This is a genomic window from Bradyrhizobium sp. SRS-191, from assembly GCF_024586915.1.
Classification (GTDB): domain Bacteria; phylum Pseudomonadota; class Alphaproteobacteria; order Rhizobiales; family Xanthobacteraceae; genus Bradyrhizobium.
On sequence record NZ_JANBVS010000011.1, the window covers coordinates 111,030 to 137,168 of the forward strand.

The following is a 26,139-nucleotide window of genomic DNA, read 5'->3' on the forward strand; positions in this document are numbered from 1 at the left end:
AGTTTCCCGCTCGCTGATCGGGGCCTCATGGTTCGAGACGGCGCTGCGCGCCTCCTCACCATGAGGGTTCAGATCTGTCCAAGAACTCGGACCTCGTCCTGAGGAGCACGCCGAAGGCGTGCGTCTCGAAGGACGGCCGCGGAGCAAATCTCGGCGGGCGCTGTGCGCAGTTTAGGAGCTTTCATTGTGAGTGACGTGCTGCTCTCGGTCTCGCATCTGGCGGTGACCTATGACCGGGCGATCCGCGCCGTCAGCGACGTGTCCTTTGTCGTGCACTCCGGCGAGATCGTTGCCGTGCTCGGCGCCAATGGCGCCGGCAAGTCGACCACGTTGCAGGCGGTGTCGGCGCTGCTGTCGGCCCGGCGCGGCCAGATCACCGGAGGGTGCATCGCTTACGCCGGACGCGATGTGGCCGCGTCTTCGCCGGCGCAGTTGGTGCGGGCCGGCCTTGTGCCGGTGCTCGAGGGGCGGCACTGCTTCGCGTCGCTGAGTGTCGAGGAAAACCTCATCACCGGCGCGATCGGCCGCGACGCGCGGCGCGGCGAGATTTCTGCCGACCTCGCGCGCGTCTATGCGCTGTTCCCGCAGCTCACGCGTCACCGCCGTTCGGTCGCGGGGCTGATCTCCGGCGGCGAGCAGCAGATGACGGCGATCGGCCGCGCGCTGATGTCGCGGCCGCGGCTGCTGGTGCTCGACGAGCCGTCGATGGGGCTGGCGCCGCTCGTGGTCGAGGGCATCTTCCGCGCGCTGAAGCGGCTCAATGCGGAGGAGGGGCTGTCGATCCTGGTGGCCGAGCAGAACTCCACCGTCGCGCTGCGCTTCGCCGACCACGCCATCGTGCTGGAGGGCGGCCGCAGCGTGCTTGCCGGTCCCGCGCGTGAGCTCCGGCAGCGGCCGGACATCAAGCATCTCTATCTCGGCGGCGCGACCGCGCCGGCGTCGACGACCCAGGCCGTGGCCTGATTTATCAGAAGAGGAGACCGTTCATGGCGACCAGCACTGCCGCACGCAAGATCGAGGACAGTCCATACCCGCAGCTCGACGCCGTCGTGGCTGACGTGATCAAGGCCAACGCCGACCGCAACGACCGCGAGGGGCGCTTTCCGCGCGAGAACCTGCTCGCGCTCGCCGACGCCGGCTGGACCGGCGTGCTCAATGACATCAGCTTCGGCGGGCTCGGGCTCGGCCATGTCGACTTCGCCGAGGCCGCCTACCGCATCGGGCAGGCCGATGCCTCGACAGGCCTCGTCTATGTCATGCATGTCGGCGCGGCGCAGACCATCAATCTGTTCGGTACCGACGACCAGAAGGAGCGCTGGCTGAAGGCCGACCAGGGGCGGCTGCTCGGGACCTATTCGACCAGCGAGCGCGCCACCGGCGGGCACTGGTGGTACAATCTGTCGGAGGCCTCGCGCGACGGCGAGGACTACCGGCTCAACGCCGACAAGTCGTTCACGACCAGCTCGGGACAGGCCGACTTCTATGTCGCGCAGACCCGCACGCCCGGCGCCAAGGATCAGGCCGACATCATCTTCTTCATCGTCGACGGCAAGGCCGCGGGCATCGAGTCCAAGCCTTGGGAGGCGCTCGGCGTGCGCGCCAACCATTCCGGAGGCATCAGCTACAAGAACGTGCATGTGCCCAGGCGCGACCGGCTCGGCGCCGAGGGGCAGGGCAAGGAGATCATCTATGACGGCGTCTCGCCGGTCTACCTGATCGGGCTCGGCGCGGTCTGGGAAGGGCTGGCGCGCGGCGTGCTCAATGCGGCGGTCGCGCATACCACCGGCTTCGTCCACAAGGACCGCAACAAGAGCCTGTCGGACTACCAGGCGATCCGGCAAGAGCTCGGCGCCGCCAAGGTGCTGGTCGAGAGCCTGCGTCCGTGGCGAATCGAGCTGGCGCACAAGCTCGACGAGCTCTGGCGCGCGGGCAGGCCGCAGAGCGAGATCCTGATTCCGCTGACCGAGTTCAAGGTGCATGCCGCTGAGGTCGCCAACAAGGTGGCGTCGACGGCGCTGACGGTGACCGGCGGCTATGGCTATCACCGCGGCCCGATCGAGCGCGCCTTTCGCGACGCCCGGGCGGCGATCGCGATGGGGCCGTCGAACATCATCGCGCGGGAATGGATCGGCAAGGCCCAGGTCGGGTTGCCGCTCGAGCTGTTCTACGAAGGCGGGGAATAGCGCCTCGCGATGCTGCGGCGCGGCCGCAGCGCTAGTCCGCCATCTCGGCGGCTTCGAGCGCGATCTCCTCGCGCTCGGTCTTCTCGGCCGGCGCGGCGTTGGCCGCCTCGGCCGTTTCGAAATCGTCCTCCGCGATCTCCTTCACCTCGGCCACGGCTTCCGTCTCGGCCGCTTCGGCGGCGAGTTCGGCTGCGACGACGGCTTCCGGCGCGGCGTCATCGTTGGCAGCATCGGAGAACAGGTTCGGACCGGGGATCGTCGTCGGCACCACAGGCTTCGACTTGGCCTTGTACCAGGACGAGAACTTCTGCGAGAGGGTGGCTTCGAACTCGGCGAGCGGCAGGCTGTTGCCGTCCTCGTCGGTGATGACGACCTGCCAGCCTTCGGCTTCCATCACCTGCGCATTCGCGATCACGATCAGCGCGCTTTCGCGCTGCTTGCGGATCTTCTGCTGCTCCCGCTCGGCGATCATCGTGTACGCCATGACCTGCTCCCACCATCGGCCCAGGACGATGGTCCCGACGCGCCGTCGTCACTACGCCGCGAGAGTGTGAGCGCCGCTGGGCCGGATTGCGTTCGCCTAATGACAATTTGACGGCGTCTCACAGGTTCCGAGCGGACAAAGGAGTCGAAGATGCAACAGCCGGCAAAATAGTGGTGCAGGAGCAAGAGCGCTTGTTGAAGGCGCGCGGCCGTGTGTCATCATTTGATTCTGCAGCGGCAACTGCTTCGCGTGGTCAGCGAAGGCGGCGGGTGAACCGGGCAAACAGCGGGCGAATTGGGGACACTGATGCGAACTCATCTGTTCATGATGCGGAACTTGAATATGGCGATGGCGGGGCTCGCCTTGGGAGTCGGCCTGGCAATGATCGCCAGCCCGCGCGCGGGTCATGCCTTCACGGAGGACGACCAGCGACGGCTGTGCACCGGGGACGTGTTCCGGCTGTGCTCGTCGGAGATTCCCGACCGCGACCGCATCATCGCCTGCATGATGAAGCAGCGCGCCAGCCTCAGCGACGGCTGCCGCAGCGTGTTCGGCCGGCCGAGCGAGCGCTCCGCTTCGGCGACCGTGACGCGCTGAGCTTGCACGGTTCGATCTGAACGACGATGCGCCGCCGGTCGGTCGATCCGCGGCGCCCCCAGCATCGCTTGGATTGCAGTGCGGCGTGGTAGACTGGCACGGATCATCCGGCCAGGAGTTGACCCGCCATGAGCAACCGCATCCTCGTCTTTTACGGCTCCTATCGCGTCGACCGGATGGGTATCCGGCTGGCGCAGTTCATCGTCGATGGTCTGCGGGACAAGGGCCAGGACGTCGAGCTGATCGACGCCAAGGCCATCGGCCTGCCGATGCTCGACCGCATGTTCAAGGAATACAAACCGGGCGAGGCGCCGGCCGCCATGGCCGAGCTCGCGGCCAAGATCCGCGCCGCCGAGGGCTTCGTGTTCGTCACCGGCGAATATAATTGGGGCATGCAGCCCGGGCTGAAGAACCTCACCGACCACTTCCTGGAGGAATGGTTCTGGCGTCCGGCGGCGATCGCGAGCTACTCGGCGGGCCGGCTGTCGGGCGCGCGGGCCGCGACCGCCTGGCACGGCACCTTGTCGGAGATGGGCATGGTCGTGGTGTCGAGCACGCTTGCGGTGGGGCCGATCGGACAGGCGCTCTCGGCTGACGGCAGGCCGACGGGCGATGCCGGTCAAGCGCTCGCGCGCACATTCCCGCGCTTTGCCGATGATCTTCTGTGGTGGGTCGAAGCGGGCCGGGAGCAACGGGCGCGCAAGACGCCGCCTTACTGAGCTTGGAGGCGCGCAAGGAAATGCCGGAGCGCACGGCGCGCGCTCCGGCATTCCGACATACGCCTTCTACCGCGTCGCGCTGCTCGGCGTGTTGGTCACCGACTGCTGTCGGCGTGGCGCGGCCGCGGCTTGGCCCTGCCCCTGGCAGGGCAGCTCCTTCCAGGCCCCATCCGGGTCCTGCTGATAGGCGCGGCACGGCGACGAGGAGGTGGCCTGCTCGTCCGCTCGGGGTGTCTGGGAATTCTTCGCCAGTGCGGGAGCTGCCGTTGTGACCAGGGCAGCCAGCGAACCGACGAAGATCACGGGGGTGATCCGCATATGGGGTTCTCCTGCTCGAAGCACCGCCGATTCAAAGTCGAATTGTGGAAACTTTGAGGCAAATTCGATGGACCTCGGCGCCGTCGTTAAGGATCGTTTGCCGGCGCGCTCAGCGCATTAACGGTCACACCGAGCGCGGCGACCGGGCGCGTGACTGTGGCGGCATCTGGGCTGGCGTCGCGCGACGGCGGACGCTAAGAGCGACCTGACGCGCGTAAGCGCCCTCATGGGCCTCAGGCGGTGCTCCGACCGGGGCGCCGCGTTCGGCCAACGGACGTCGCCAGGGTGGCCGGCGCTCCGATCATCTGCCGCGGGAACGACGGATCGTGGCGGTTCGCTGCTGAGGCGGACGAGGGCGGGGATCGCGCAGGCGGACAACTGTGCGAGCATGACGCGACCCCGATTGCCCTCTCTCATTGCGCTGCGTGCCTTCGAGGCCGTCGGGCGCAAGGGCAGCGTGCGCGCCGCCGGCGACGAGCTCGCCGTCAGCCATACCGTCGTCTCCCGCCATCTGCAGAACCTGCAGCGCAGTCTCGGCGTGGCGCTGCTCCGCGCCGAGGGACGCGGGCTGGCGCTCACGGAGGCCGGACGCCAGTTCCACGCTGAGGTCACCCAGGCCTTCGACATCATCGCCCGCGCCACCACGCAAGTGCGGCCGGTGGCGCGCCCGACGTTGAACATCTGGTGCATTCCCGGCCTTGCCAACCGGCGCCTGCTGGCGCGCCTGCCCGAGCTGACCGGTCCGCCGCGCAACTGGGACATCAACCTGCAGCCGACCCTGGCGCATCCCGACCTGCTGCGCGGCGAGGCCGACGCCGAGATCGTCTATGCCGAGGCCATCGATGCCCGCGGTCCGCTGACGGCCGAAGCGCTGGTGCGCCCGCGGGTGTTCCCGGTGGCGAGCCCGGCCTATCTGGCGCGCTTCCCGGCGATCGCGACGCTGCCCGGCCTCGCCAAGACCTCGCTGATCCACGAGGAGTCGACCGCACAATGGGAGCAGTGGTTCGAGCTGGCGGGTTATCCGGAGCACGTCACCCTGCGCGGCCAGCGGCTGTGGCACGCCCATCTCGCGATCGAGGCGGCGCGGATCGGGCAGGGGGTCGCGCTCGCCAATGAGGTGCTGGTCGCGGACGACATGCGCAGCGGCGCCCTGGTCGAGGTGCTGCCATCGTCGGTTCGCATGGGCGCCTATCAGCTCATTGCGCTGAGGGAGCGCTGGGACGAGCCCGCCATCGTCGCGCTCCGGGCCTGGCTGAAGAAGGTGCTGGCGCTCTAGCGCAATCGGTTGAGCTCCACCCGCCGCGGCGCGCGATGTGCCGATGCCACGTCATTAGTTCGTAGCAGATCGAACAAGCTCCCGGCCGCGCGAGCGTCCGGCGGGCCTGCGATGTGACATTGAGAATCGTTATCCGGAGCGGCCGTAGTCATACGGGTGCGGATTGTGAGGCACAGCAGCGGCAACGCCGAGTTCGTACACGAAATAGCAATTCGAGCGACTTAACCAACTCATAATCATGTTGATCACCGAGACGGGCCGCGCTGATGTTGACACTGTTCTCGAAAAGCTCACGAGCCACGGCGAACTCCTCGATCGAGCCTGCTGTTGATGCGGAGCCGTCCATCGCACGTATGCCGCAGAAGATCCGGGTCATCGATACGGATGACAGGCTCGGAGGGCTGTCCGCCGACAGCTTCATGTTCGACGGTGCCGCTTCGCCGCTCGCATTCGCCTTCGTCTCCCCGCACCTCGATTTCGTGAAAGTCACGACGGAGCTGCGCAGGCTGGCCGGCCGCACGACCGTGATCGCCGTCTCGACCGCGGGGGAGCTCTGCGCGTCTTCGCCCGCGACCCTCTACAAGCCGACGGGTGATCGCTGGTCATCGGTGGTGATCCAGGTGTTTCCCGCCGACCTGTTTCAGGCGGTGAGCATCCACGCGGTGCCCCTCCAGAACGATGACATCCGCAAGGGCGCGCCGGCCTTGCCGCACGATCAGCGGATCGAGGCGATCGTCCGGTCGCTGGCTGCGGTGCGGACGCCGTTCGGGATCGACGTGCGCGACACGCTCGCCTTCACGCTGGTCGACGGCGTCTCGGCCAGCGAGAACTATTTCATGGAGGCGGTCTACCGCGCCGGCAAGTTTCCTTGTGCCTTCGTCGGCGGCTCGGCCGGAGGCAAGCTCGACTTCAAGAACACCTACATCTTCGACGGCAACCGCGTGATCGAAAATCATGCGCTCCTGATCTTCATGAAGATGGCCGACGGGCGCGGATTCAGCCTGTTCAAGAGCCAGAACTTCAAGAAGACGGGGCAGTCCTTCGTCGTGATGGGGGCCGACCCGAACCGGCGCACCGCCTCCGGCGTGCTCGACGAGCGCACCAACGAGATCCGGCCGTTCGCCAACGCCGTCGCCGAGGCGCTCAAGACCACGCCCGCCGGCGTAATGTCCAAGATGCAGCGCTACTCCTTCGGAATCGAGGTCGGCGCCGACCTGTTCGTCCGCTCGGTCGCCGACATCAATGCCGAGACCGGCGTGATCTCCTTCTTCTGCGACGTGAACTCGGGCGATCGCCTCGAGCTGCTGGAGGCGACCGATTTCGTCGAGCAGACCCGGCGGGATCTCCAGGCCTTCCTGCAAGGCAAGCCGCCGGCGATCGGCGCGGTTCTCAACGACTGCATCCTGCGCCGCCTGAACAATGAGAGCGCGCTGCGCAACCTCTCCGGCCTTTGGCCGATGCCCGTCGCCGGGTTTTCGACCTTCGGCGAGCTGTTCGGCATCAACATCAACCAGACGCTGACGGCGGTGGTGTTTTTCGACACGCGGAGCCAGACGCTGCAGGATGCGTTCGCGGACATGTTTCCGGTCCACTATGCGAACTTCGCCAGCTACTTCACCCGCAGCCATCTCAACCGGATGATCCTGCTGAACCGGATCAAGGATGGCATCGTCACGCGCCTGACTGAGTATCTCGGCACGAGCGCGCTGTTGAGCGAGAAGGTGGAGAACGCGCTCGGCCAGACCGAGGCGATCAACACGATCGTCAAGGATATCCATTCGGTGATCCTGACCAGTGCGGATTCGGCGATCAAGGCGACCGACACGACCGCGCTTGCGGACGAATTCGCTGGGCTGACGCAAGCCATGAACGGCCTGCGCGACATTCTCAAGATCATCGATACGATCGCCGGGCAGACCAACCTGTTGGCGCTGAATGCCACCATCGAGTCCGCGCGGGCCGGCGAGGCCGGCCGGGGCTTCTCCGTAGTCGCAAGCGAGGTGAAGAAACTCGCCCAGGACACGCGCTCCAGCCTGTCGCGCACCCATGCCTCGATCGGCGGGATGGAAACCTCCCTCGCTTCACTCGGCTCGAACATCCAGGAAACCCGCGGTCAGCTGGTCCAGGCGGGGGAAGGCTATGGTGGGATCGTGACCCACATCGAGCAGATGTTCACCAAGCTCGAGACGATCACCGGGGTGCTCGCCGAGCTCGGCACCTTCGTGCGCGAGCGCAGCGCCGACCTTGCCGGCGTCATGGGAGAGATCGACAAGCTGAAGCGCATCGGCTGATCGTCCGATCTCTTGCCATCCGCCGCGTCTTAGGCGCCCGTTGGTCCAAGCACAGCTCTGGTGCATAAAAGCCACCTGTTCCGCGGAACAAGCTGATTGATCACGGCCGCCCGTTCCTTAGCCTTCCCTCGATTGTTCGACGAGGAGGTGAGACATGGCGGCGAACCTGGCTGCGAATCTGGCTAAGAACGAAGACTTGCTGGCACGTCGGCACGAGGCCGTCGTCAGGGGCGTGAGCTACGCGACGCCGCTGTTTGCCGACCGCGCCCTCAACAGCGAGGTCTGGGACGTCGAGGGCAAGCGTTATGTGGACTTCGCGGGCGGCATCGCCGTGCTCAACACGGGCCATTGCCACCCGCATGTCGTGGCTGCGATCCGCGCCCAGCTCGACCGCTTCACCCACACCTGCTTCCAGGTGCTGCAATACGAACCTTATGTCCGGCTGAGCGAGCGGCTGAACGAGCTGGCGCCGATCGCCGGGCCCGCCAAGTCGATCCTGCTGACCACAGGCGCGGAAGCGACCGAGAACGCCATCAAGATCGCGCGCGCCGCCACCGGCCGCAGCGGCATCATCGCCTTCACCGGCGCCTTCCACGGCCGCACCGCGCTCGCCAATGCGATGACCGGCAAGGTGATGCCCTACAAGAAGCCGTTCGGGCCGCCGCTGCCGGGTGTGTGGCATGCGCCGTTCCCGATCGCCGGCAGCAACGTTTCGGTCGAGGACACGCTGTCCTACATCAACTTCATCTTCAAGGCCGACATCGATGCGTCGCAGGTCGCGGCCATCATCATCGAGCCGGTGCAGGGCGAGGGCGGTTTCCACCAGGCGCCCCCGGAGCTGATGCGCGGCCTGCGCCGGATCTGCGATGCCAACGGCATCGTGCTGATCGCGGATGAAGTGCAGACCGGCTTCGGCCGCACCGGCAAGATGTTCGCGATGGAGCATTACGACGTGCAGCCGGACCTGATCTGCGTCGCCAAGAGCCTCGCCGGCGGCATGCCGCTGTCGGGCGTGATCGGCCGCGCGGCGATCATGGACGCGGCCGAGCCGGGCGGCCTCGGCGGCACCTATGGCGGCAATCCCCTGGCCTGTGCGGCGGCGCTCGCGGTGCTCGACGTGTTCGACCAGGAGAAGCTGCTCGACCGCGCCAACGCGATAGGTGACCGGCTCCGCGCCGCGATCACGCGCTTCTCGCGCGCCAACAATCTGGTTCCGGTTTCCGAGCCTCGTGGTCCTGGCGCGATGGTTGCATTCGATATCCTCAAGCAGCGCGGCAGCGACGAGCCGGATGCCGAGATGACCAAGCGCGTGACCCGCGTGGCGCACGAGAATGGACTGATCCTGCTGTCCTGCGGCGTGACGGCGAGCACCATCCGCATCCTCGTGCCGTTGACGGCGTCGGACGAGATCGTGGATGAAGGGCTCGCGATCCTGGAGAAGTGTCTGGCTGCCTGAGGCAGGCGGACGTGAGTGCGAAGGCTGGAGGCGCGAGTGACTGAAAATGCGGCGGCTGTGCCGAATGACGTGATGGAGCGGCTCGCCGCCGCCGTGGATGCCAATTTCGAGCAGCAGGTCGCCTTCCTGCAGCAGCTGGTGCAGTTTCGCAGCCTGCGCGGCGAGGAAGCGCCGGTGCAGGAGTGGCTGGCGAATGAGTTCGAGGCGCGCGGCTACAAGGTCGATCGCTTCAGCCTGGCGGATGTCGACGTGATGCGGCATCCCAAGGCGGCGCCGATGGACACGATCGCGCTCGACGGCTCCAGGCAGGTAGTGGCGACGCTCGATGGCGAGGGCAAGGGGCGCAGCCTCATCCTCCAGGGCCATATCGACGTCGTGCCGGAAGGGCCGACCGATCTCTGGAACGATGCGCCCTATGAGGCTGTCGTGCGCGATGGCTGGATGATCGGCCGCGGCGCACAGGACATGAAGTCCGGCGTCTCCGCGATGATCTTCGCGCTCGATGCCATCAGGTCGGCCGGCTTCGTGCCGGACGGTCGCGTTCATCTGGAGACGGTGACCGAGGAGGAGAGCACCGGCAACGGCGCGCTCTCGACCTTGATGCGCGGGTACACCGCCGATGCCTGCCTGATCCCCGAGCCGACCGGCCACACGCTGACGCGCGCCCAGGTCGGCGCGATCTGGTTTCGCCTGCGCGTGCGCGGCACGCCGGTGCACGTCGCTTATGCCGAGACCGGCACCAACGCGATCCTGTCGGCCATGCATCTGATCCGTGCCTTCCAGGAACACACCAAGGAGATCAACGCGCGGGCCACGTCGAACGCGTGGTTCGCGGGCGTGAAGGATCCGATCAAGTTCAACGTCGGCATCATCAAGGGCGGCGATTGGGCGAGCTCGACGCCGGCCTGGTGCGATCTCGATTGCCGGCTCGGCGTGCTGCCGGGCGAGACGCCGGCGCAGGCGATGGCCGGCATCGAGCAGTGCCTCGCAAAGGCGCAGGCGACGGACAGTTTCCTGTCGGAGAACCCCGTCGAGCTGGTCTGGAGTGGCTTCCAGGCCGATCCCGCCGTCTGCGAGCCCGGCAGCGCGGCGGAGGCCGCGTTGGCCGAGGTGCATGCGCGCGTGTTCGAAAAGCCGTTGGATGTGCGGCTCTCCACGGCCGTCAACGACACCCGCTACTACTCAGTCGACTACGGCATCCCGGCCTTGTGCTACGGGCCCTACGGCATGGGGCCGCATGCGTTCGACGAGCGCGTCGATCTCGACAGCGTGCGCAAGACGACGCTGTCGATCGCGATGTTCGTCGCGCAATGGTGCGGGCTGCGCAAGGCATGATCAAAGGCATGATCAGCGTTGCGCTGCTCAGCCGTCCCGGGCTGATGGACTCGATGACATCGCTGCTTGCACGCGAGCTGCCGGGCGTGACCGTCGCGTCATGGCCGGAAGCCGCAGCGCGTGAGGCCGAGCTTGCGGTGTGCTGGAAGCCGGAGCCCGGCGCGCTGGCGGCGATGCCGAAGCTCAAATTGATCCATGCGATCGCGGCCGGTGTCGACAACATTCTCTCCGATCCCACCGTGCCTGATGTGCCGCTGTGCCGGATCGTCGATCCCGGCATCACCGCCGCGATGACCGAATTCGTGCTGTGGGGCACGCTGTATTTCCATCGCGACTTCGACCGTGTCATCGGCAATGCGCGTGACGGCCGCTGGCAACGTTACGATCAGCGCGCGGCGAGGGACAGCAGGGTCGGCATTCTCGGCCTCGGCGAGCTCGGCACCGACGCGGCGCGTCGTCTGGTCGATCTCGGCTTCACCGTGAGCGCCTGGTCGCGGTCGCCGAAGCAGCTCGCCGGTGTCACGACCTTCAGCGGCACTGATGCGCTCGACGCCTTCCTGAGCGAGACGGATATTCTGGTCTCGCTGCTGCCGCTGACGTCCTCGACGGTCGGGTTGCTCAATGCGGCACGGCTGAGCCGCTTGCCCAAGGGTGCGGCGCTGATCCTGTGCAGTCGCGGCGAGCACGTCGTGATGGATGATCTCGTCGCACTGCTTCGCAGCGGCCATCTGCGCGGCGCGGTACTCGACGTTTTCGAGCAGGAGCCGCTGCGATCGGATCATCCGTTGTGGCGCGAGCCGGGCGTGCTGGTGACGCCGCATATGGCTGCGATCGCATCCTGGGAGACGATCGCGCAACAGGTCGCCGAGAACGCCAGACGACTCCTGCGCGGCGAGCCGCTGCTGAACGTGGTCGACCGCGCGCGCGGCTATTGATCGCGTCGCAGCGGTCTTATTCGAGCGTCTGCACCGGCGGTGCGACAGGTCCCTGCGGGACCGGCGGAGGCGCTGCCGCGATGGTCTTGGATTGTGCCTGCGCAGCGCGTGGGGCGGCGGCCTGCGGCGGCTGTTGCGGGTCGGTCATCAAGGCCTGGCTGTCACGCACCGGACGGCGAACCTGCTGCGACCGGGCCGTGCGCGACCGGCGGAAGCCCCAGGAGCGCGCGATCGAAGGACCGGCCGTGTAGCCGACCACGGCGCCTGCGACGGCCCCCACGGGACCGAACACGACAGCTCCCGACAGCGCGCCGAGCGCAGCATCACCGCCGCGGTGCTCGTCGGCCCGCGCCGATGTCATCGCAGCCGATGTCACGAGTGTGAGTGTGAGCGCCGTTGTGGCCAGCATTCTGGTCATGCGATGTCCCCTCCGTCTTACCGCCGCCGAAATGAAGGACAAATGTGGCGAGAAGAATGCGGTCGAGGGGCTGCGGCTTGCGCCGGGTTGCCAGTCGTTGCTGAAGGGGCAGTGAGCGTCAGCTCTGCGTCACTCTGTGGTGGCCGTATTTGGCGCGCCATTTGGGGCCGGGGCCGCGCATGTAGTAGCGCTCGGGACGATAGGGATCACTGACCAGCGCGAAGAAGCTTTTCCAGCGATGGCGCAGGGCAGCCAGATGACGGGTACCGACGGAGAACATCCGGAGTTTGCCTTTAATGCATCGGACCGAGGACGGACGAAAACGGCATTGCGAAGATCTCCTCGTCGAGATCGTCGGCGACGTGAAGAACCCAGTCGCGCCAGTCCTCCTCGCTTTCAGCCGAGATCAGCTCGTGCATCACGCGCGTCGCATGGTCGCGGGCTTCCGCCAGATCGAGCACCGCGGTTCCGCGGCGGTCGATCAGGATCTCATCGTCGTTGGAGCAATGAAAGAAGACCTGCGTCATGTCGCACTCCTCAGCCACCCCGAATCTCATCCACCAGTAACAGCGCAACGCGCGCCGCGAAATTGCGATTGAGCACGTAAGGTAAATTACGGGCGCAGTGTGGCCTTTTGGAACCGCATCGGCCGTGATCGGCCTCACGCAGGATGCAGTTTTTGGAACTCGTGAGACGTCGTGTGGTTAATGCCGCAGTCAAGCGCGATAGGAGCTGCACGCATGATGTCCGAGACCCAAATTCATGCGGTCGCCCGGCAGATGCTCGAGATGCACGGGGCCGCCGCCATCGCTCAGGCTTCACAGAAGGCCTTGTCATGCGAGAATGACGGCGAATCCGAAGAGGCCCGTGAATGGCGCCACATCGCTGAAGCGATGAAGCTGATGCGCGGGCCGCATCAGAGTTGACGACAGGTTTCTTTTTTGCGGAAACTGCAATCGGGATGACGTCGCGTGCGCCGACTCTGCGGCGCGGCATGCGCGGTGGATGCAGGTCCGTCAAGTGGGCCCGGCCGCATTCTCATCCTGGTTTCCGACCCAATTTGCCCGCAAGATTCAGGCAATGATTCGGCAGCGGATTCGCCGTTGACCACCGTCGTCGGCGCGACCGCCGTCCAGGGATGATTGCCATGGTCTTTTTCAAGCGCGAGCTGAGCCCGGTCGAAATCTTCGAGCGCGCGCTGAAGGACAAACAGGCCGCGCGGCAGAAGCTCGCGGAGCGCTTGCGCGTGGCCGAGCTTGCGCTGGAGGAGAAGCGCGTCGCCGCTGAGCGGCTCGCCAAGGCCGGCGCCAGCAACGGCCAGCTCGACCGCGCCGAATCCAAGATGCAGGCCGTGGAGCAGAAGGCCAAGGCGTTGCGCGCCTCCGTCGCCGAATGCGACGAACAGATCGTGCTGGCGGAGCGCGCCTTTGCCGACGCGGTGGCGCAGCGCGACCGCGACCGCGCGGCCAATGAGATCGAAGCGGTGGCCTCCGCCATCGAGCAGGCGGTTCCGCGCTTCGAGATCGGTGCGGCCTCGCTCGTCGATGCCGTCGCGCGCGGCCGCGCGGCGTTGAGCGAAGCCAGCCGCTTTGCAGCCGATGTCGATGATATCAGGCGCGAGGTGCTCTCGGCCGCGGAGCTGATCTGCTGGGAGCTGCGCGCAGCCGCGACGCGCACGCGCGCGGGCAACATCAATGTCGCCCTGCTGGCGCCCCCGGATGTGAGACAACTGCCTGCCCCCGAGACCGATCGCCAGATGATCTACACGCTGAGCCCGTTGACGTGGCGCGAGGGCGAGGAGGTGAAGCGCGTGGCCGCCTTCACCATGACGGCGCTGCCCAAGGCGCTGCTGCCGCTCGCGCTGGCGCATCAGCACGTCGACTATCTCAATGCGCGACGGGTGCAGACGCTGATGCATGTCCATGGCAGCGGGCCGCAGCAGAGCGAGCCGCTGCCGGATGATCCGGCGCTGGTCGATCTCGACGCGCTCGGTGTCGCGGCCGAGGAGACTCCGCGCGCCGATGTCGCTTGAGCGTCGCAACGGGGCAGGCGCCGTTGTGCGCCGGGGCTTCGCGGCGATGCCGTTCCTTGTTGCGCTGTTGCCGATCATTGTCAGCAGCGCACGGGCTGAGAACTTGGATGCGGGAAAATCCGGCGCGCGGCTGTTTGCCGATAGCTGCGCGGCCTGTCACCGCTCCGCCCGCGGCCTGGCCAAAGGCCGGTTCCGGCTGACGCTCTACCTCTTTTTGCAGCAGCATTATACGAGTAGCGCCGACTCCGCGTCGGCGCTCAGCAGCTATTTGCAGTCGGTCGACACGCCCGCAGCAGCGCCTGCACGCAAGTCGAGCGCGCGCCGGTCGTCGGACCGCCGCGAGGCCCGGCCGCCGCGCCCGCCGCTGCCGGTGCGGGGACGCTAGAGCTCCTCAGACGCTGGCGTGACAACCAGACGTCGTCCAGCGTCCGCAGTTTCCCGGGCGTCGTCATCCGGGTGTGGCCCGCCCCCGCAACCTGCGCTATGCTGCCCGAGGCGGCCGGATCTGCCGCGAAGGATCGACGTCGTTCGCCGGACGCCCAGTCTGGCGTCCTGAGCGGAGCCCTTCGCGAGAAGCGTCTTCGTGATTTGTGTTTTGCCGAGTTGTGTCTTTTAGAGTTGTGTTTTGAGCTGTCTTGAGGCGGGGCAGCAGCGATGATGACCTTACCGGAGCTCGCGGCAGCGGCGCTGGAGCAGTTTCTCAGCTCGTATATGCGCCGGCGGTTCGGATCCTCCCACACGCAGCTGTCGGAGATGCTTCCGGCCGCGGCGCGCATCGCGCTCGAATGCATCGGCAACAGCGATGCGCTGTATCACAATGTCGAGCATACGCTGCTGGTCACGCTGGCCGGGCATGAGATCCTGCGCGGGCGTGCGCTCCATAGCCACATGACGGCGGAAGACTACGTCCATGTGATCATGGCCTGCCTGCTGCACGACATCGGCTACGTCAGGGGCCTGTTCAAGGAGGATGACAGCGACGGTTTCGTGATCGATCGCGGCGGCCGCAAGATCTGCCTGCCGCGGGGCTCCTCCGATGCCAGCCTGATGCCGTACCACGTCGACCGCTCCAAGCTGTACGTCATCAACCGCATCGAGGGCATGGCGCCGCTCGACAAGGACCGCATCGCGCGCGCCATCGAGGGCACGCGCTTTCCGCCGCTCGCCGGCCAGCAGTTCGACGAGGAGCAGTCGATCGTGCGGGCCGCCGATCTGATCGGGCAGCTCGGCGATCCCAACTACATCCGCAAGGCCAATGCGCTGTATCACGAGTTCGAGGAGGTCGGCATCAACCGGCAGCTCGGCTACGAGTCGCCGGCCGATATCGTCAACCGCTATCCGCAGTTCTATTGGAACAGCGTCGCGCCGCACATCCAGACCGAGATCCGCTACCTCAACATGACCTCGACCGGGCGGCAGTGGATCGCCAATCTCTACGCCAATGTCTTCCGCGCCGAGCGCGACATCTCGCTGTCCGGGCCGCAGAGCTAGCGCGTGATCCGGAAAAACGGGAACCGGTTTTCCGGAAGGATCATGATCTATCGCCGCCCGCCGACCTCGTCGATATGGTCGAGCAGATCGGCCGGGTCTTCATAAACGCGAATGGCGCCGGACTGGCGCAACTCCTCCGAGCCGTAGCCCCCGCTGAGCAGGCCGACGCCGAGAGCCCGGCAGCGCGTCGCCGCCAGCATGTCCCAGATGCTGTCGCCGATCACGACGGCGCGCTCGATCGGCGCGTCGAGGCGCGCGGCGGCCGCGAGAAACAGGTCGGGATCCGGTTTGGCGTAGCGAACCTCATCGCGGGTGACGACCGCGCTCTGCTTGGGATCGACACCGAGCGCGGCGAGATTGACGGCTGCGGTTTCCATCCGGCCTGATGTCGCGATCGCCCAGGGAATGCCCGCATCGGTGAGGAAGGCGAGGAGCTCGCGGGCGCCGGGCAGGGGACGGACCTGCCGGCCGAGGCCCTGATAGGCGGCGGCGTGCGCGCGCCGCAGCCGCTCGATCCGGTCTGGTTCCATCGCAAATCCGGTCTCGCGCAGCAGCTGGTTGGTGAACAGGCCGCCGCTCATGCCGATCTTGCGATGGATCCGCCAGACCGACAGCTCGATATTCTCGGCGTCGAGCGCCGTCTTCCACGCCAGGACATGCTGATAGACGCTGTCGACCAGCGTGCCGTCGAGGTCGAACAGAAAGGCGGTTTCGTTGCGCATGGCGTTGCTCCGGAGGGCAGCGATGAAACAGTGCCAAGCATCGGCGGCCGGTCCGGGTTCCTGGTCTGCGCGGGGGCGTCCCGGGCGGCCCAAGCTTGCCGCCACGTCTCATCAGGATGGCAGACGCGCCGCGGACACTGCCGCCCGTCGGCGCGCTCCGTGAGCCTGCTCAGGTCTTCGGACGGATGAATCCGGCCAGGGTCTTCTTGTGCTCCTCGCACCAGTTGGTCATGCCGAGGCGGCGCTGATCCATGTCGATGGCCTGCGTGGCGACCGCCACCTCGGCCATCAGATCGTCGTCCTGCTTCTGGCCCATCTTGCCGCCCGTGTGCATGTAGGCGATGGCCTGGCGCACCTTCTCGGTGGTGCCGTCAGGCATCTGCATGTCCTGGGCCTTCTTGACGAGGTCCTGATAGACGACGTCGATCCCGGGACATTCGACCTTGGTGGCAAAGGCCTCGAGGACCATGGACGTATACACATGGCGCGGCTCGGCGCTGGCCGGAGCCACGGCAGCAGCGGCCGTCAGCACGGCCGCGATCGTCAACTTCAAACGCATCACTCAGGCTACCTCCCGTTTATTTTCGGGAAGGCTAGCGTCTGGCTGGAGCGCGATCAACAAGGAGGGCAGTGCAACACGCGCGAATTGATCGCGCCGGCAGCGGCGGCCGAGCTATTTGCTCAACCGGCGCTCCTGCTCCTTGAGCAGCGCGTCCAGCTCTTCGCTCTGCTGGGCGAGGCGGTCGGCATTGCGCTCCTCGTCGGCCGCGCCGGACTGCGAGGCCGCCTGCTCGGTGATCTGGCGGATGTTGTCGCGCAGGATCGCGATGCGGTCGGCGAGGTCGGCTGCGGACAAGCTGGTCGGATCGGTCAGGCTCATGAACCCCTCGCATCGGCGCTTTCAGGCGCAGTTCCTTAGCCGGATCGCTGCAGCCCGACAAGTGCATCACGACGCGCAAGCAACCGTGCCGCGGCTCATCCCGCGCGCGGGCCAAATGCGGTGTGCGTCAGCGCACCGGCATCGGCGGACGCACCACCGGCTGGTCCGGATCGGCCGCCGCCTGCGCCGGCGCGGATGGCAGGGCCATCGGGGCCGGAGGAGGCGGAACCATGCTGGCCGAGGACGGCTGCGGCGGTCGGGGCCGGTGCGGCACGACGGCGGCGGGCTGGCCGGGCGCCACGGCGGCGGTGGCGGGACGCGGCGCCGGCCTCGGCCGGATCGTCTGCTCGATGGCGCGCGGATCGAACGGCCGCGCCTCCGCGGTACGCTCGCTCGGCTTGGCTTCCGCGACGCGGGCCATCTCCCGAGTCATCTGCTCCTGGCCCGACTTCAGCTGGGCGAGGCTCGCTTTCAGCTCGCCGATCTGCTGGTTCAGGGCGGCGAGATCCTGCGCCATGGATTGCAGCAACTGGGCCTGCTCCTGCGAGGCGTTTGCGCTGATGGCGCCGGTCGCCGGCTCCGTCGCGTGCGAGGGCGTTGCCGCGGCGGTCTCCTGCGCGGTGGCCGAGGTCGTCGGCGGGGCGCTCGAGTCCTTGTCGGCACTCGACACCAGCGAGATCCGCGGCATCCAGTGCGCGATCATCTCCTGGGCCTGGTCGCCATAGCTCTGCCATGCGGCCGCGGCGACGGCGCTGCCGACGGCGAACAGCACGGCCAGGACGGTGCGGAGGATCCAGGTGCCGACGGTGGTGCGTCTCTCGATTTCAGGAACGCCGCTGGCTGCCTGCGTCCGGAACTCAGGATCGATCTTGGGATCGATCTTGGGATCAATCCTGGGATCGATCCTGGGCGAGGGGACCTCCGGCGGCCGCTGCGCGCTGCGCCGCTCGGGCTCGACGCCGTGCCGGTCGGCGCGCGCTGCCAGCACGATATCGGGGTCGATCACGGCGTGGGGCTGCTGATCGGCTTCTTTCGTCGTCGTCGTTGCAAGCATTGACGCTCCGTCCTCCGTTGTCGTCCGCCTGCCGGCGGCGCTCGGCTCCGTCCCGATGTATCTACCAACGCAACGTTCCACGCATACGCGTCGTACCAACGTCTCGTGAGTAGCAACGCCCGATGAGATCGTCTGCTGATGACGACGTCATGCGACGCTCGGCCCGAAGGCCGCTTCAGAACAGAACCTGGATACCGGTTGTCCCGCATGCGCATGCGCCTGCATGTGCATGGTGGTTAGTCTGAGACCTTGGCTGAGCCAGATGCCCCGGAACGTCCCATCCTCGTTCCACAGCCTCGACGCTCAACTGATTCCTCGTGCACGTCCGCACTCCCTGTCATATCAGGCCAAACCAAGGCAAACGCATGGCAAAGCCGGATGCATGGCAGGTCGTACGCGTTCGACGGCCGCTCCTCAGGCCGCTAGCCCTGAGCATACTCCGAATGGACGGCGAAGGCTACGCCGACAGCGCATGGGCGCCGCGGCCATTCTCGGCCATTCGCGGCCATTCTTGCCGTCGCGTCAGCGCGTGAGGATGTCGTCGGCCGGCAGCCAGATCTCGCAGCGCAGGCCGCTCGGCTCAAAACGCCTGACGACGCGCGCGCCGACATCGTAGGGCAGCATCTGCTCCAGCAGCACGGTTCCAAAGCCGTGTTTGCTGAACGCCAGCACGCGGCCCGACATGCCCGTCTCGACCCAGTCGATGACGAGCCAGCGGCGCCCATCGTGCTCGTCGAGACGCCACGCGATGCTGATGAAGCCGCGCGGCACCGTCAGCGCGCCGTATTTCAGCGCATTGGTTGCGAGCTCGTGCATCGCAAGCCCGATGCTCTCCGCCGCCTTCGGCTTGATGCGGACGGCGGGACCTGACAGCGAGACCTGGCGATCCTCGCGCGCGGCGCCGGCGCGCAACTCATCGGCAATCAGCTCGGCGAGATCGAAGCCGGCGAGCGGATCACGGGTGACGACGGCCTGGATGCGCGACAGCGCGGAGATGCGGCCCTCGAGATGGCTGGCGAAATCCTCGACGCTGTCGCTGCCGTCGCCTGTGCGCCGGATGATCGAGCGGATCACCCCGAGCATGTTACGCACGCGATGCTGCAATTCGGCCAAGAGGAATTTCTGGTGCTCGGCCGCCGAGACGAGCGCCGTGATGTCCTGGGTGATGCCGCCGATTCGCTGGACGTGACCGGCCGCATCGACCATGGGGAAACTCCGGATGCGCAGCCACCGGACAGCGCCGTCGGTCTGCCGGATGATGCGGAAATCGAAGCTGTCGCGTTCGCCGCCTCTCGCGCGCTCGAGCCCCTCGATGACGCGCGGCCGGTCCTCGGGAAGCATCAGATCGGTCCAGGGTGTGATGTGATCGCCCTTGATGACGGCGGTGCGGGGCACGCCATAGATCGGCTCGAACGCCGGGCTCAGATATTCCCAACGCATGGTCTTTGCATCGCGAATCCAGACCACGTCGGAGGAGGCTTCGCCGAACTGCCGGAAGCGCGCCTCGCTGTCGCGCAGCGCGGCCTCGGTGCGCTTGTGGTCGTCGATGTTCATCGCAAGCTCGACCAGCGTGCCGTCGCCGAGGTCGCGGCCGGCGAACATCATCCAGGTGCGCTCGCCGTCCTTGCGGAAATATTCCTTCTCATAGGGACCGATCCGGCCGGTGCGTTGCAGCTGCTCGATCTGGGATGCGGAGCTGTCGACCCATTCGGGCGGCGTCATGCGCTGCCAGGTCAGCTGGCCGCTTTGCACCTCCTCGCGCGAATAGCCGGTCATATCGAGGAAGGCATCGTTGGCATCGACCAGCGTCCCCTCGGCATGATTGAAGAACAACACGCCCACCGTGTCGATCTCCAGCAGGCGGTGCAGCGGATGTGCGCTCGATCCGTTGCCGTTCAAACGGCGATCCGCAGTCGGAGGAGCGGGGTGCTCTTCACCGCAGCCGAGGTGGGCGGCAAGCCTAGGATCGGACTGAGCCAATGCCAGCACGTCCGGATCGATCGCGAGTTCGGGATGCGCATCGGCCCAGAAATGCGCCATGCGCAGATACGCCATGAAAGCCTTCAGCAGTTCGAAGCGGACCGGGCCGAAGGCATTGCGGATCGCGAGGCCGGCGCGGCCGGCCACCGCGCTCTGCAGAAACACGGCTCCCGCCGTATCGAACAGGTCGTCCTCCGCGTCGCTGCGCGGATCGGGAATATCGATGAGCTCGCCGATCGCCTCCAGGCGGCAAACAGCCGCCGAGATCCGCGCCGAATCGGCGGGCCGCCTCGAGAGCAGCGCCAGCGCCTGATCGACCGTCTCCGGGCGGCAGGCCGAATCGCCTCCGGGGCGGCCCAGTCCGACCAGGAAACCGAAATGCCGGGCGAGGCAGTAGGACGAGGCGTTGAGGCGCGAGAGGTGGACGGCGAGCCGCTCCTTGAACAAGGCCGGCAGCGGCGCATCCAGATAGGCGCATTTCGCAAACTGCCATAGCTGGCGGGTCGTCTGCGGCGCCGACGGCGCCAGCCGGAACAGGTTGGGCATCAGCCCGAGGCGGAGCGCGATCTCCTGCTCGAAAGGCTCCTCGTCACGCACACGCTGCTCGGCCATCGCCGTGTCCCCGGCACAACGTCACCGCCCGGCAGTCCAGCTCAATCCGAGGGCCCTGGGAGGAACGTCTCACTCATTCGCGTCAAGCTGACGACCTTCGCGGTCCAAATGCAAGTAATTGGCGTTGAACAGGCCCGCACCCATCAGCCGCTCGAGGTCCGGGAGCACCAGCATCTTGCCCTTGAGCACGATCAGATTGCTGGCGCGCAACTCCTGGAGGGTGCGATTGACGTGAACCTTCGACAGCCCGGTCGCCTCGGCGAGATCGGCCTGCGTCAGGGGGAAGCTGCAGCTGTTGTCGTCGGCGAGCCCTGCGAGACGCAACCGGAAGTACAACTCGCACAACAGGTGCGCCATCCGTTCGGAGGCGGTGCGCTGTCCGAGATTCATCGTCCATTCGCGCTGGATGGCGGCGTTGACCAGCGTCTCCCACCAGAACGCGGTCGCGATGCGCGGGTAGCCCGCGCTGATCTCATCGAAGAATTCGCGCGGCAGGTCGGCGATGGAGACCGGCGTGATCGTGCCGATCGAATGGTCCATCTCGCGCAGAATGAAGATGTTGAGATCGCAGATGTCACCAGGCAGGAAGAACGAGACGATCTGGCGACGGCCATCTTCGAGCTGCTTGTAGCGGCAGGCCCAGCCGTTCAAGATCAGGTGGACGTCTTTGGGCTTCTCGCCCTCCCGCGCAACGTCCGTGCGCGGCGCAAACGTCCTGACGCGCTGCGCCGCGGCGCGGTTGAGCATCAGTCGATCCGCCGCCGACAGGCGGACAAAATTCTCGAGTTTTCGAACCAGATGACTCAAGGAACGGTTCCCCCAGGGCTCGCTTATAGGGGTTCCATGTGGTGAGCCCACAATAACTTATGTTAGCATGTTACCTCATCTGTCGTCCCAATTTTTCGGCTCCGCACGAACGACTGGTTCCGTCGTTCGTGGAACTACGTGAGAGAATCTGAGCGCGACGACGCTGCGATCCCAGATGCAGCGGACTACACAGCCTCGCGTGTCCAGCACACACGACAATCATCCAGCTACGCGTGAGAGGGGGTCCGTGAAACTACGGACATCCATGCCGTGCGACGTTTCTGCCGAACCGAATCCGGAAGGAATTAATACCCTCTTAGGTTCCGCTTCCTAAGTTGACGAAAATCAATCAGTTGGAAACGTATCATGCGGGTCGGTCAACTATTTGCGGTTTCGATGCTGTCGGTGGCAGGCCTCGCCTGCGTCTTGGGTGGCGAAATCGTCGTCTCGCAATATCGCGCCTATGCGAGCAAGACGGAAGCTATCAGGTCGGTCGATGCGTTCGGCGCCGTGCTGCTCACTGGCCAGGCCGTCGCCGGCTTCAGGACGTCCTACGCCACGACGCTGTTCCAGGAGGCGCCTGCCAGTCCTGCGCAGTTGGAGGCGATGGCCAAGGCCGGCCAGCAAGCCGATGCGGCGTTTGCAAAGGCGCGCAGCACGGTGGAATCGATCTCCGACAGCCAAGGGATCACCGATGGCTTGACCAAGGCGATGACGAAACTCGGCGAGGTCCGCGCGATGGTGGATCGCGCCGTCCAGGTGCCGTTGAGCTCACGCGACCAGAGCGCGACCCGAAGCGTGCTGCCCGGCATCTCGGAGACGCTGAAGATCATGGAGCCGCTGTTGAACCGGCTGGAAAGCCGCGTGGCAGCTGCCGATTCCTCGCTGACGCCGCTCCTCATCATCGCGCGCACCGCGCAGGACCTGAGGCTGACCGCGGGCGGACGTGCTGCCATGCTGTCGCCGGTGCTCGGATCGAAGCGCCCGCTGACGGTGGCCGAGATCTCCGCGATGGATCGCGCCCAGGGCCGCGTCGAGGCCAATCGTGAGCGCATCGAATCCAGCATTGATCAGATCGGTAGTCCCGCAAGCGTCGTCCAGGTCATGAACGAGGCGGTCGACGGCTATTTCAGCAAGACCGCTCCGCTGATCGAGAAGGAGGTCGCCGCCTCGCGCAGCAACGGCAACTACTCACTGACGCCAGAAGAGCTCGGCAATCTGGCGGTCCCGCCGATCCTGAAGTTCCTGGCGGTCCGCGACAAGGCCTTGGCGGAGGCCCGTGACCGCGCGGAGACGGAGCGGGACGAGGCGCGCTTGATGCTGGTGCTCGGAAGCGGGGCCGTGCTGGCGCTGCTCGGCATGCTCGGCGTCGTCACCTTCATGCTGCGCCGTCGCGTGATCGCGCCGCTCGCCGCCCTCACGGGAGTGGTGGGCGAGCTTGCTGCCGGTCGTGACGATGTCAGCATTCCCGCCAGCGACCGCCAGGACGAGATCGGCACGCTCGCAGGCTCGCTGCAGGTGTTCAAGGACGCGCTGCTGGCAAAGAAGGCCGCCGACCGCGCGGCCGCGTCCGAGGCCGAAGCGAAGATTCAGCGTGGCCAGCGTGTCGACACGATCACCCGCGACTTCGAAGCTGTGATCAGCGAGATCGTGGAGGTCGTGTCCTCGGCATCGACCGCGTTGGAGAGCTCAGCGGGAACGCTCACCTCGACGGCCGAGCAGTCGGAGCGGTTGGCGACGACCGTCGCGTCCGCCTCGGAGGAAGCGTCGACCAACGTGCAGTCGGTGGCATCAGCCACGGAGGAGATGTCGTCGTCGGTCACCGAGATCAGCCGGCAGGTGCAAGACTCCGCCCGCGTCGCGAATGAGGCCGTGCAGCAGGCTCAGCGCACCAATGACCGCGTCGGCGAACTCGCCAAGGCGGCGGGCCGCATCGGCGATGTCGTCGAGCTGATCAATTCGATCGCGGGCCAGACCAACCTGCTGGCACTGAATGCCACGATCGAGGCAGCGCGCGCGGGTGAAGCCGGGCGCGGCTTCGCCGTCGTGGCCTCCGAGGTGAAAGCGTTGGCCGAGCAGACGGCCAAGGCCACCGACGAGATCAGTCAGCAGATCAGCGGGATCCAGTCGGCGACGCAGGAGTCGGTGAACGCGATCAAGGAAATCGGCGAGACCATCGAGAAGATGTCGGAGATCGCCTCGACGATTGCGTCGGCGGTGGAAGAGCAGGGCACAGCCACGCAGGAAATCTCCCGCAGCATTCAGCAGGCAGCGCATGGCACGCAGCAGGTCTCGTCCAACATCACCGACGTGCAGCGCGGCGCCAGCGCGACCGGCCAGGCTTCGGCGCAGGTGCTGAACGCAGCCAAGTCGCTCGCCGGTGAAAGCAGCCGCCTGAAGCGTGAAGTGACGCGCTTCCTCGGCTCGGTCCGCGTAGCCTGACGATCGACCCCGCAAGATGGAAAGAGCGCCGGACCGCTTGGATCCGGCGCTCTTCGTTGGGTGGCAATCGGCTCGGGCGCGTTACTTGGCCTTCGTCAGGTTCTGCGCCATCTCCAGATGATGCTGAAGTGCCGGCAGCGTCTTGCCGGCCCAGGCCTTCAGCTCGGGGTTGTCTCCGCCCTTGGCATAGCGCTCGAACAGCGACACCGCATCCTTGTGTGCGCTGACCTGCATGTCGTCGAAGTCGGAGCTGAAGTCCTTCCCCTCTGCCCCTTTCAGCTTGTCGAGCTTGCTCTGGTGCGCGCTGTCGAGCGCCGTCGGCAGCTGCAGCTTGAGCTTGCCGCTGTCGACCATGCTCTTCAGCTCGCTCGACGTCTTGGTATGGTCCTTGACCATCTGCGCGGCGAAGGTCTTTTCCTGCGCGTTGCCCTTCTGCTCGCCGAGCTGGTTCGATTGCAATTCGAACATGTCGCTGATGGCGACCTGCTTGACGAAGTCCTCGGTGCTCGGCGTGATCCCCAGCGCCGAATTGACGCCGGTCTTCTCGCCGACCGATTGCGCGAGCACGGGGCCGGCGATCAGCAGGCAGCTGATTGCGATGATCGTACGTTTCATGATTGGTCCTCTCCTCGATGGTTGAGGACTAAACCTGGAGCTGGTCGCGAGGTTCCGTATCGGCCTTGCGCGAAGCGCGCTGTGGTCCGCTCCGGCGCGACGAAAGCAGAGCGCGAAGCCTGAAGGCGTCGGCGGGCGCTGCGCTCTTCTGGTCGTTGTCGAAGTACACGAACACCTCGATGCCGTGTGTCGACCATGTGCGGATGCGCTTGGCCCAGGCCTCGAGCGTCGCGACGGGATAGTTGTCCTTGTAGCGGCCGCCTGGACCGTGGCCGCGGACGTAGACGAAATCTGCGGTCCGCTTCCAAGGGGCGGGTGCGTCGTGATGGTCCGACAGGCAGAGCGAGATGTTGGCGTCTTTCAGCAGCCGCATGATCGACGGCGCATACCAGCTCGGATGGCGGAATTCGAAGCTGTAGCGCCGGTGTCGCGGCAGCAGCGGGAGAAATGATTCAAGCCGGTCTCTGTCCGCCTCGAACTGCGGGGGCAGTTGAAACAGAACAGGCCCCGCTTTGTCACCGAGCAGCTTCAGGCGGCTCTCCATCAGCTCGAGGCTGTTGATCGAGCGATCGGAGAGACGCTTCCAGTGCGTAATGAATTTCGACGCCTTCCAGGCGAAGACGAAATCGGGGCCGGTCTGATCGTGCCAGCTGCGCACGGCCGCTTCGGTCGGCGTCCGGTAGAACACGCCGTTCAATTCGGTCGTCTCGAACTGGCTGGCGTAATAGGGCAGTTGATGCCTGATCAGCAGGCCCGGCGGAAAGAACGGCCCGCGCCAGGAGTCATAGTGCCAACCTGAGGTACCGACGACGACCCGAGCCATCCACATGCCTCGCCGAGATCACGACTGTCTCGATGAGAAGCGCCGGTTCTCGCGCTGGTTCCTCGCTCGGCGGAGGGTGACTGATCCGGCGTGGTCGATGATGAGCAATGTCGACGCGAAATCGGCGGGTCAGCGTTCCGCAGCCTGCATGATGGGGGCGCTCAGGAGTTCGTTGATATGAGCGGCTGTCTCAGCCTGGAGCGCCTTCTTCAACATCATCTCGCGTTCCGGGCCGGCGGGGAGCAACTGTGCCGCGTCGCGGGCGGCCATTGCCGTATGCTGCAGGCGGTCGGCAAAGGAGATGGTTTGTTTGCGCCGGTTTCTCTTTTGTGTCATTGGCGAACTCCTGTTCTTCGCAACAGGAGCTTGCGACTTTCAAGCGGCGATGTCGCTAACCCACGTTAGCGTGCAAATCACGTTCCGTAGACGACGAGGGAACCGGAATGCCGGCATGCGCGGTCGATTAGTTATTCGACCGCTCGGGGTCGTTGCCGGGAACGCTCAGATGCACCTCGTGTCCCTGCTTGAGAGCCAGAGTGGCCGCGGCGGCCGCCGATTCGAATGCCGCTTCCCTGGTCGCGTACTCGCCGTGCGCGTCGCCATCGTGCAGCACGCTCCAGTGATCGCCGACCGCAATGACTGCATATTGTGCCAGTCCCATTCCACGCT

The 26,139-nt window shown here is 66.2% G+C and carries 29 protein-coding genes; 14 read left to right on the top strand and 15 right to left on the bottom strand.

Annotated elements, in window-relative coordinates; translation table 11 throughout:
• The first annotated feature begins 186 nt into the window (after positions 1 to 186).
• Both NLR35_RS20435 and NLR35_RS20440 read left to right on the top strand, forming a co-directional pair.
• Positions 187 to 963 (top strand): ABC transporter ATP-binding protein, encoded by a 777-nt coding sequence (locus NLR35_RS20435; protein ID WP_257168322.1) that lies wholly within the window; start codon positions 187 to 189, stop codon positions 961 to 963.
• 23 nt (positions 964 to 986) lie between these two features.
• Entirely contained in the window at positions 987 to 2,183 is a 1,197-nt protein-coding gene (locus NLR35_RS20440; RefSeq protein WP_257168323.1) for an acyl-CoA dehydrogenase family protein, read from the top strand.
• Positions 2,184 to 2,214: 31 nt separating this feature from the next.
• Here the strand turns inward: NLR35_RS20440 and NLR35_RS20445 are convergent, their stop codons facing one another.
• Positions 2,215 to 2,667 (bottom strand): hypothetical protein, encoded by a 453-nt coding sequence (locus NLR35_RS20445; protein ID WP_257168324.1) that lies wholly within the window; start codon positions 2,665 to 2,667, stop codon positions 2,215 to 2,217.
• A 342-nt stretch (positions 2,668 to 3,009) separates the two neighbouring features.
• On the opposite strand from NLR35_RS20445, the gene NLR35_RS20450 reads away from it, so the two are divergent.
• Together NLR35_RS20450 and NLR35_RS20455 are read left to right on the top strand one after the other, a co-directional pair.
• Entirely contained in the window at positions 3,010 to 3,264 is a 255-nt protein-coding gene (locus NLR35_RS20450) for a hypothetical protein (RefSeq protein ID WP_374940834.1), read from the top strand.
• A 128-nt stretch (positions 3,265 to 3,392) separates the two neighbouring features.
• Complete coding sequence (locus NLR35_RS20455; RefSeq protein WP_257168326.1) at positions 3,393 to 3,983, top strand: NADPH-dependent FMN reductase; 591 nt, start codon at positions 3,393 to 3,395, stop codon at positions 3,981 to 3,983.
• Between the two features lie 66 nt (positions 3,984 to 4,049).
• On the opposite strand, the gene NLR35_RS20460 is transcribed toward NLR35_RS20455, so the two are convergent.
• Positions 4,050 to 4,301: a hypothetical protein gene (locus tag NLR35_RS20460; RefSeq protein WP_257168327.1), complete on the bottom strand. Its 252-nt coding sequence runs from the start codon at positions 4,299 to 4,301 to the stop codon at positions 4,050 to 4,052.
• 388 nt (positions 4,302 to 4,689) lie between these two features.
• Here NLR35_RS20460 and NLR35_RS20465 point away from each other — a divergent pair, with 388 nt between their 5' ends.
• From NLR35_RS20465 to NLR35_RS20485, 5 genes are all read left to right on the top strand, one after another.
• A complete protein-coding gene (locus NLR35_RS20465) occupies positions 4,690 to 5,577 on the top strand; it encodes a LysR substrate-binding domain-containing protein (RefSeq protein WP_257168328.1) in 888 nt (295 codons plus the stop codon).
• 353 nt (positions 5,578 to 5,930) lie between these two features.
• Positions 5,931 to 7,868 carry an FIST N-terminal domain-containing protein gene (locus tag NLR35_RS20470; protein WP_257168329.1) on the top strand — a complete coding sequence of 646 codons (1,938 nt, stop codon included), beginning with the start codon at positions 5,931 to 5,933 and terminating at the stop codon, positions 7,866 to 7,868.
• 154 nt (positions 7,869 to 8,022) lie between these two features.
• Positions 8,023 to 9,324, top strand: a complete 1,302-nt coding sequence (gabT, locus tag NLR35_RS20475) for a 4-aminobutyrate--2-oxoglutarate transaminase (protein WP_257168330.1) — start codon at positions 8,023 to 8,025, stop codon at positions 9,322 to 9,324.
• 36 nt (positions 9,325 to 9,360) lie between these two features.
• Entirely contained in the window at positions 9,361 to 10,659 is a 1,299-nt protein-coding gene (locus NLR35_RS20480) for an ArgE/DapE family deacylase (protein WP_257168331.1), read from the top strand.
• 8 nt (positions 10,660 to 10,667) lie between these two features.
• Entirely contained in the window at positions 10,668 to 11,594 is a 927-nt protein-coding gene (locus NLR35_RS20485; RefSeq protein ID WP_257168332.1) for a glyoxylate/hydroxypyruvate reductase A, read from the top strand.
• 16 nt (positions 11,595 to 11,610) lie between these two features.
• On the opposite strand, the gene NLR35_RS20490 is transcribed toward NLR35_RS20485, so the two are convergent.
• The 3 genes from NLR35_RS20490 to NLR35_RS20500 all read right to left on the bottom strand — a co-directional run bounded on the left by NLR35_RS20490 (position 11,611) and on the right by NLR35_RS20500 (position 12,539).
• Entirely contained in the window at positions 11,611 to 12,012 is a 402-nt protein-coding gene (locus NLR35_RS20490) for a hypothetical protein (protein WP_257168333.1), read from the bottom strand.
• A gap of 118 nt (positions 12,013 to 12,130) precedes the next feature.
• On the bottom strand, positions 12,131 to 12,292 hold the full coding sequence (locus tag NLR35_RS20495; protein ID WP_257168334.1) for a hypothetical protein: 162 nt from the start codon (positions 12,290 to 12,292) through the stop codon (positions 12,131 to 12,133).
• A gap of 13 nt (positions 12,293 to 12,305) precedes the next feature.
• Complete coding sequence (locus NLR35_RS20500; RefSeq protein WP_257168335.1) at positions 12,306 to 12,539, bottom strand: DUF6894 family protein; 234 nt, start codon at positions 12,537 to 12,539, stop codon at positions 12,306 to 12,308.
• Positions 12,540 to 12,755: 216 nt separating this feature from the next.
• Here NLR35_RS20500 and NLR35_RS20505 point away from each other — a divergent pair, with 216 nt between their 5' ends.
• The 4 genes from NLR35_RS20505 (at position 12,756) to NLR35_RS20520 (ending at position 15,535) form a co-directional block, all read left to right on the top strand.
• Entirely contained in the window at positions 12,756 to 12,938 is a 183-nt protein-coding gene (locus NLR35_RS20505; protein WP_257168449.1) for a hypothetical protein, read from the top strand.
• Between the two features lie 221 nt (positions 12,939 to 13,159).
• The gene (locus tag NLR35_RS20510; protein WP_257168336.1) at positions 13,160 to 14,044 is read left to right on the top strand and encodes a hypothetical protein; all 885 of its coding nucleotides are present in this window, start codon (positions 13,160 to 13,162) and stop codon (positions 14,042 to 14,044) included.
• Positions 14,034 to 14,429 carry a cytochrome C gene (locus NLR35_RS20515; RefSeq protein ID WP_374940835.1) on the top strand — a complete coding sequence of 132 codons (396 nt, stop codon included), beginning with the start codon at positions 14,034 to 14,036 and terminating at the stop codon, positions 14,427 to 14,429. The genes NLR35_RS20510 and NLR35_RS20515 overlap by 11 nt, the downstream gene beginning before the upstream one ends.
• A gap of 269 nt (positions 14,430 to 14,698) precedes the next feature.
• On the top strand, positions 14,699 to 15,535 hold the full coding sequence (locus NLR35_RS20520; protein WP_257168337.1) for an HD domain-containing protein: 837 nt from the start codon (positions 14,699 to 14,701) through the stop codon (positions 15,533 to 15,535).
• A 47-nt stretch (positions 15,536 to 15,582) separates the two neighbouring features.
• Here the strand turns inward: NLR35_RS20520 and NLR35_RS20525 are convergent, their stop codons facing one another.
• From NLR35_RS20525 to NLR35_RS20550, 6 genes are all read right to left on the bottom strand, one after another.
• Positions 15,583 to 16,257 carry an HAD family hydrolase gene (locus tag NLR35_RS20525; protein WP_257168338.1) on the bottom strand — a complete coding sequence of 225 codons (675 nt, stop codon included), beginning with the start codon at positions 16,255 to 16,257 and terminating at the stop codon, positions 15,583 to 15,585.
• Between the two features lie 169 nt (positions 16,258 to 16,426).
• Complete coding sequence (locus NLR35_RS20530) at positions 16,427 to 16,816, bottom strand: hypothetical protein (protein WP_257168339.1); 390 nt, start codon at positions 16,814 to 16,816, stop codon at positions 16,427 to 16,429.
• A 114-nt stretch (positions 16,817 to 16,930) separates the two neighbouring features.
• Positions 16,931 to 17,137, bottom strand: coding sequence for a hypothetical protein (locus tag NLR35_RS20535; protein WP_006611747.1), 207 nt, complete (start codon positions 17,135 to 17,137; stop codon positions 16,931 to 16,933).
• Positions 17,138 to 17,264: 127 nt separating this feature from the next.
• Positions 17,265 to 18,191 (bottom strand): hypothetical protein, encoded by a 927-nt coding sequence (locus NLR35_RS20540; protein WP_257168340.1) that lies wholly within the window; start codon positions 18,189 to 18,191, stop codon positions 17,265 to 17,267.
• A 522-nt stretch (positions 18,192 to 18,713) separates the two neighbouring features.
• Positions 18,714 to 20,783, bottom strand: a complete 2,070-nt coding sequence (locus tag NLR35_RS20545; RefSeq protein WP_257168341.1) for a PAS domain S-box protein — start codon at positions 20,781 to 20,783, stop codon at positions 18,714 to 18,716.
• A 69-nt stretch (positions 20,784 to 20,852) separates the two neighbouring features.
• The gene (locus tag NLR35_RS20550; RefSeq protein WP_257168342.1) at positions 20,853 to 21,590 is read right to left on the bottom strand and encodes a Crp/Fnr family transcriptional regulator; all 738 of its coding nucleotides are present in this window, start codon (positions 21,588 to 21,590) and stop codon (positions 20,853 to 20,855) included.
• A 366-nt stretch (positions 21,591 to 21,956) separates the two neighbouring features.
• Between NLR35_RS20550 and NLR35_RS20555 the strand changes: the two genes are divergently transcribed.
• Positions 21,957 to 24,032 carry a methyl-accepting chemotaxis protein gene (locus NLR35_RS20555; RefSeq protein WP_257168343.1) on the top strand — a complete coding sequence of 692 codons (2,076 nt, stop codon included), beginning with the start codon at positions 21,957 to 21,959 and terminating at the stop codon, positions 24,030 to 24,032.
• Between the two features lie 81 nt (positions 24,033 to 24,113).
• Here the strand turns inward: NLR35_RS20555 and NLR35_RS20560 are convergent, their stop codons facing one another.
• From NLR35_RS20560 to NLR35_RS20575, 4 genes are all read right to left on the bottom strand, one after another.
• On the bottom strand, positions 24,114 to 24,647 hold the full coding sequence (locus NLR35_RS20560; protein ID WP_257168344.1) for a DUF4142 domain-containing protein: 534 nt from the start codon (positions 24,645 to 24,647) through the stop codon (positions 24,114 to 24,116).
• 28 nt (positions 24,648 to 24,675) lie between these two features.
• A complete protein-coding gene (locus NLR35_RS20565) occupies positions 24,676 to 25,470 on the bottom strand; it encodes a DUF72 domain-containing protein (RefSeq protein WP_257168345.1) in 795 nt (264 codons plus the stop codon).
• Positions 25,471 to 25,599: 129 nt separating this feature from the next.
• Positions 25,600 to 25,806 carry a hypothetical protein gene (locus NLR35_RS20570; protein ID WP_257168346.1) on the bottom strand — a complete coding sequence of 69 codons (207 nt, stop codon included), beginning with the start codon at positions 25,804 to 25,806 and terminating at the stop codon, positions 25,600 to 25,602.
• A gap of 127 nt (positions 25,807 to 25,933) precedes the next feature.
• Positions 25,934 to 26,131: a hypothetical protein gene (locus NLR35_RS20575; protein WP_257168347.1), complete on the bottom strand. Its 198-nt coding sequence runs from the start codon at positions 26,129 to 26,131 to the stop codon at positions 25,934 to 25,936.
• Positions 26,132 to 26,139: the final 8 nt, after the last annotated feature.

Bases quoted from the DNA above. Each gene is read 5' to 3' on its own strand.
- NLR35_RS20485 (WP_257168332.1), top strand. From the start codon at position 10,668: ATGATCAGCGTTGCGCTGCTCAGCCGTCCCGGGCTGATGGACTCGATG.
- NLR35_RS20565 (WP_257168345.1), bottom strand. From the start codon at position 25,470: ATGGCTCGGGTCGTCGTCGGTACCTCAGGTTGGCACTATGACTCCTGG.
- NLR35_RS20465 (WP_257168328.1), top strand. From the start codon at position 4,690: ATGACGCGACCCCGATTGCCCTCTCTCATTGCGCTGCGTGCCTTCGAG.
- NLR35_RS20505 (WP_257168449.1), top strand. From the start codon at position 12,756: ATGTCCGAGACCCAAATTCATGCGGTCGCCCGGCAGATGCTCGAGATG.
- NLR35_RS20450 (WP_374940834.1), top strand. From the start codon at position 3,010: ATGGCGATGGCGGGGCTCGCCTTGGGAGTCGGCCTGGCAATGATCGCC.
- NLR35_RS20495 (WP_257168334.1), bottom strand. From the start codon at position 12,292: ATGTTCTCCGTCGGTACCCGTCATCTGGCTGCCCTGCGCCATCGCTGG.
- NLR35_RS20470 (WP_257168329.1), top strand. From the start codon at position 5,931: ATGCCGCAGAAGATCCGGGTCATCGATACGGATGACAGGCTCGGAGGG.
- NLR35_RS20515 (WP_374940835.1), top strand. From the start codon at position 14,034: ATGTCGCTTGAGCGTCGCAACGGGGCAGGCGCCGTTGTGCGCCGGGGC.
- NLR35_RS20520 (WP_257168337.1), top strand. From the start codon at position 14,699: ATGATGACCTTACCGGAGCTCGCGGCAGCGGCGCTGGAGCAGTTTCTC.
- NLR35_RS20530 (WP_257168339.1), bottom strand. From the start codon at position 16,816: ATGCGTTTGAAGTTGACGATCGCGGCCGTGCTGACGGCCGCTGCTGCC.
- NLR35_RS20500 (WP_257168335.1), bottom strand. From the start codon at position 12,539: ATGACGCAGGTCTTCTTTCATTGCTCCAACGACGATGAGATCCTGATC.
- NLR35_RS20535 (WP_006611747.1), bottom strand. From the start codon at position 17,137: ATGAGCCTGACCGATCCGACCAGCTTGTCCGCAGCCGACCTCGCCGAC.
- NLR35_RS20440 (WP_257168323.1), top strand. From the start codon at position 987: ATGGCGACCAGCACTGCCGCACGCAAGATCGAGGACAGTCCATACCCG.
- gabT (WP_257168330.1), top strand. From the start codon at position 8,023: ATGGCGGCGAACCTGGCTGCGAATCTGGCTAAGAACGAAGACTTGCTG.
- NLR35_RS20540 (WP_257168340.1), bottom strand. From the start codon at position 18,191: ATGCTTGCAACGACGACGACGAAAGAAGCCGATCAGCAGCCCCACGCC.
- NLR35_RS20510 (WP_257168336.1), top strand. From the start codon at position 13,160: ATGGTCTTTTTCAAGCGCGAGCTGAGCCCGGTCGAAATCTTCGAGCGC.
- NLR35_RS20525 (WP_257168338.1), bottom strand. From the start codon at position 16,257: ATGCGCAACGAAACCGCCTTTCTGTTCGACCTCGACGGCACGCTGGTC.
- NLR35_RS20555 (WP_257168343.1), top strand. From the start codon at position 21,957: ATGCGGGTCGGTCAACTATTTGCGGTTTCGATGCTGTCGGTGGCAGGC.
- NLR35_RS20560 (WP_257168344.1), bottom strand. From the start codon at position 24,647: ATGAAACGTACGATCATCGCAATCAGCTGCCTGCTGATCGCCGGCCCC.
- NLR35_RS20490 (WP_257168333.1), bottom strand. From the start codon at position 12,012: ATGACCAGAATGCTGGCCACAACGGCGCTCACACTCACACTCGTGACA.
- NLR35_RS20570 (WP_257168346.1), bottom strand. From the start codon at position 25,806: ATGACACAAAAGAGAAACCGGCGCAAACAAACCATCTCCTTTGCCGAC.
- NLR35_RS20445 (WP_257168324.1), bottom strand. From the start codon at position 2,667: ATGGCGTACACGATGATCGCCGAGCGGGAGCAGCAGAAGATCCGCAAG.
- NLR35_RS20460 (WP_257168327.1), bottom strand. From the start codon at position 4,301: ATGCGGATCACCCCCGTGATCTTCGTCGGTTCGCTGGCTGCCCTGGTC.
- NLR35_RS20545 (WP_257168341.1), bottom strand. From the start codon at position 20,783: ATGGCCGAGCAGCGTGTGCGTGACGAGGAGCCTTTCGAGCAGGAGATC.
- NLR35_RS20455 (WP_257168326.1), top strand. From the start codon at position 3,393: ATGAGCAACCGCATCCTCGTCTTTTACGGCTCCTATCGCGTCGACCGG.
- NLR35_RS20575 (WP_257168347.1), bottom strand. From the start codon at position 26,131: ATGGGACTGGCACAATATGCAGTCATTGCGGTCGGCGATCACTGGAGC.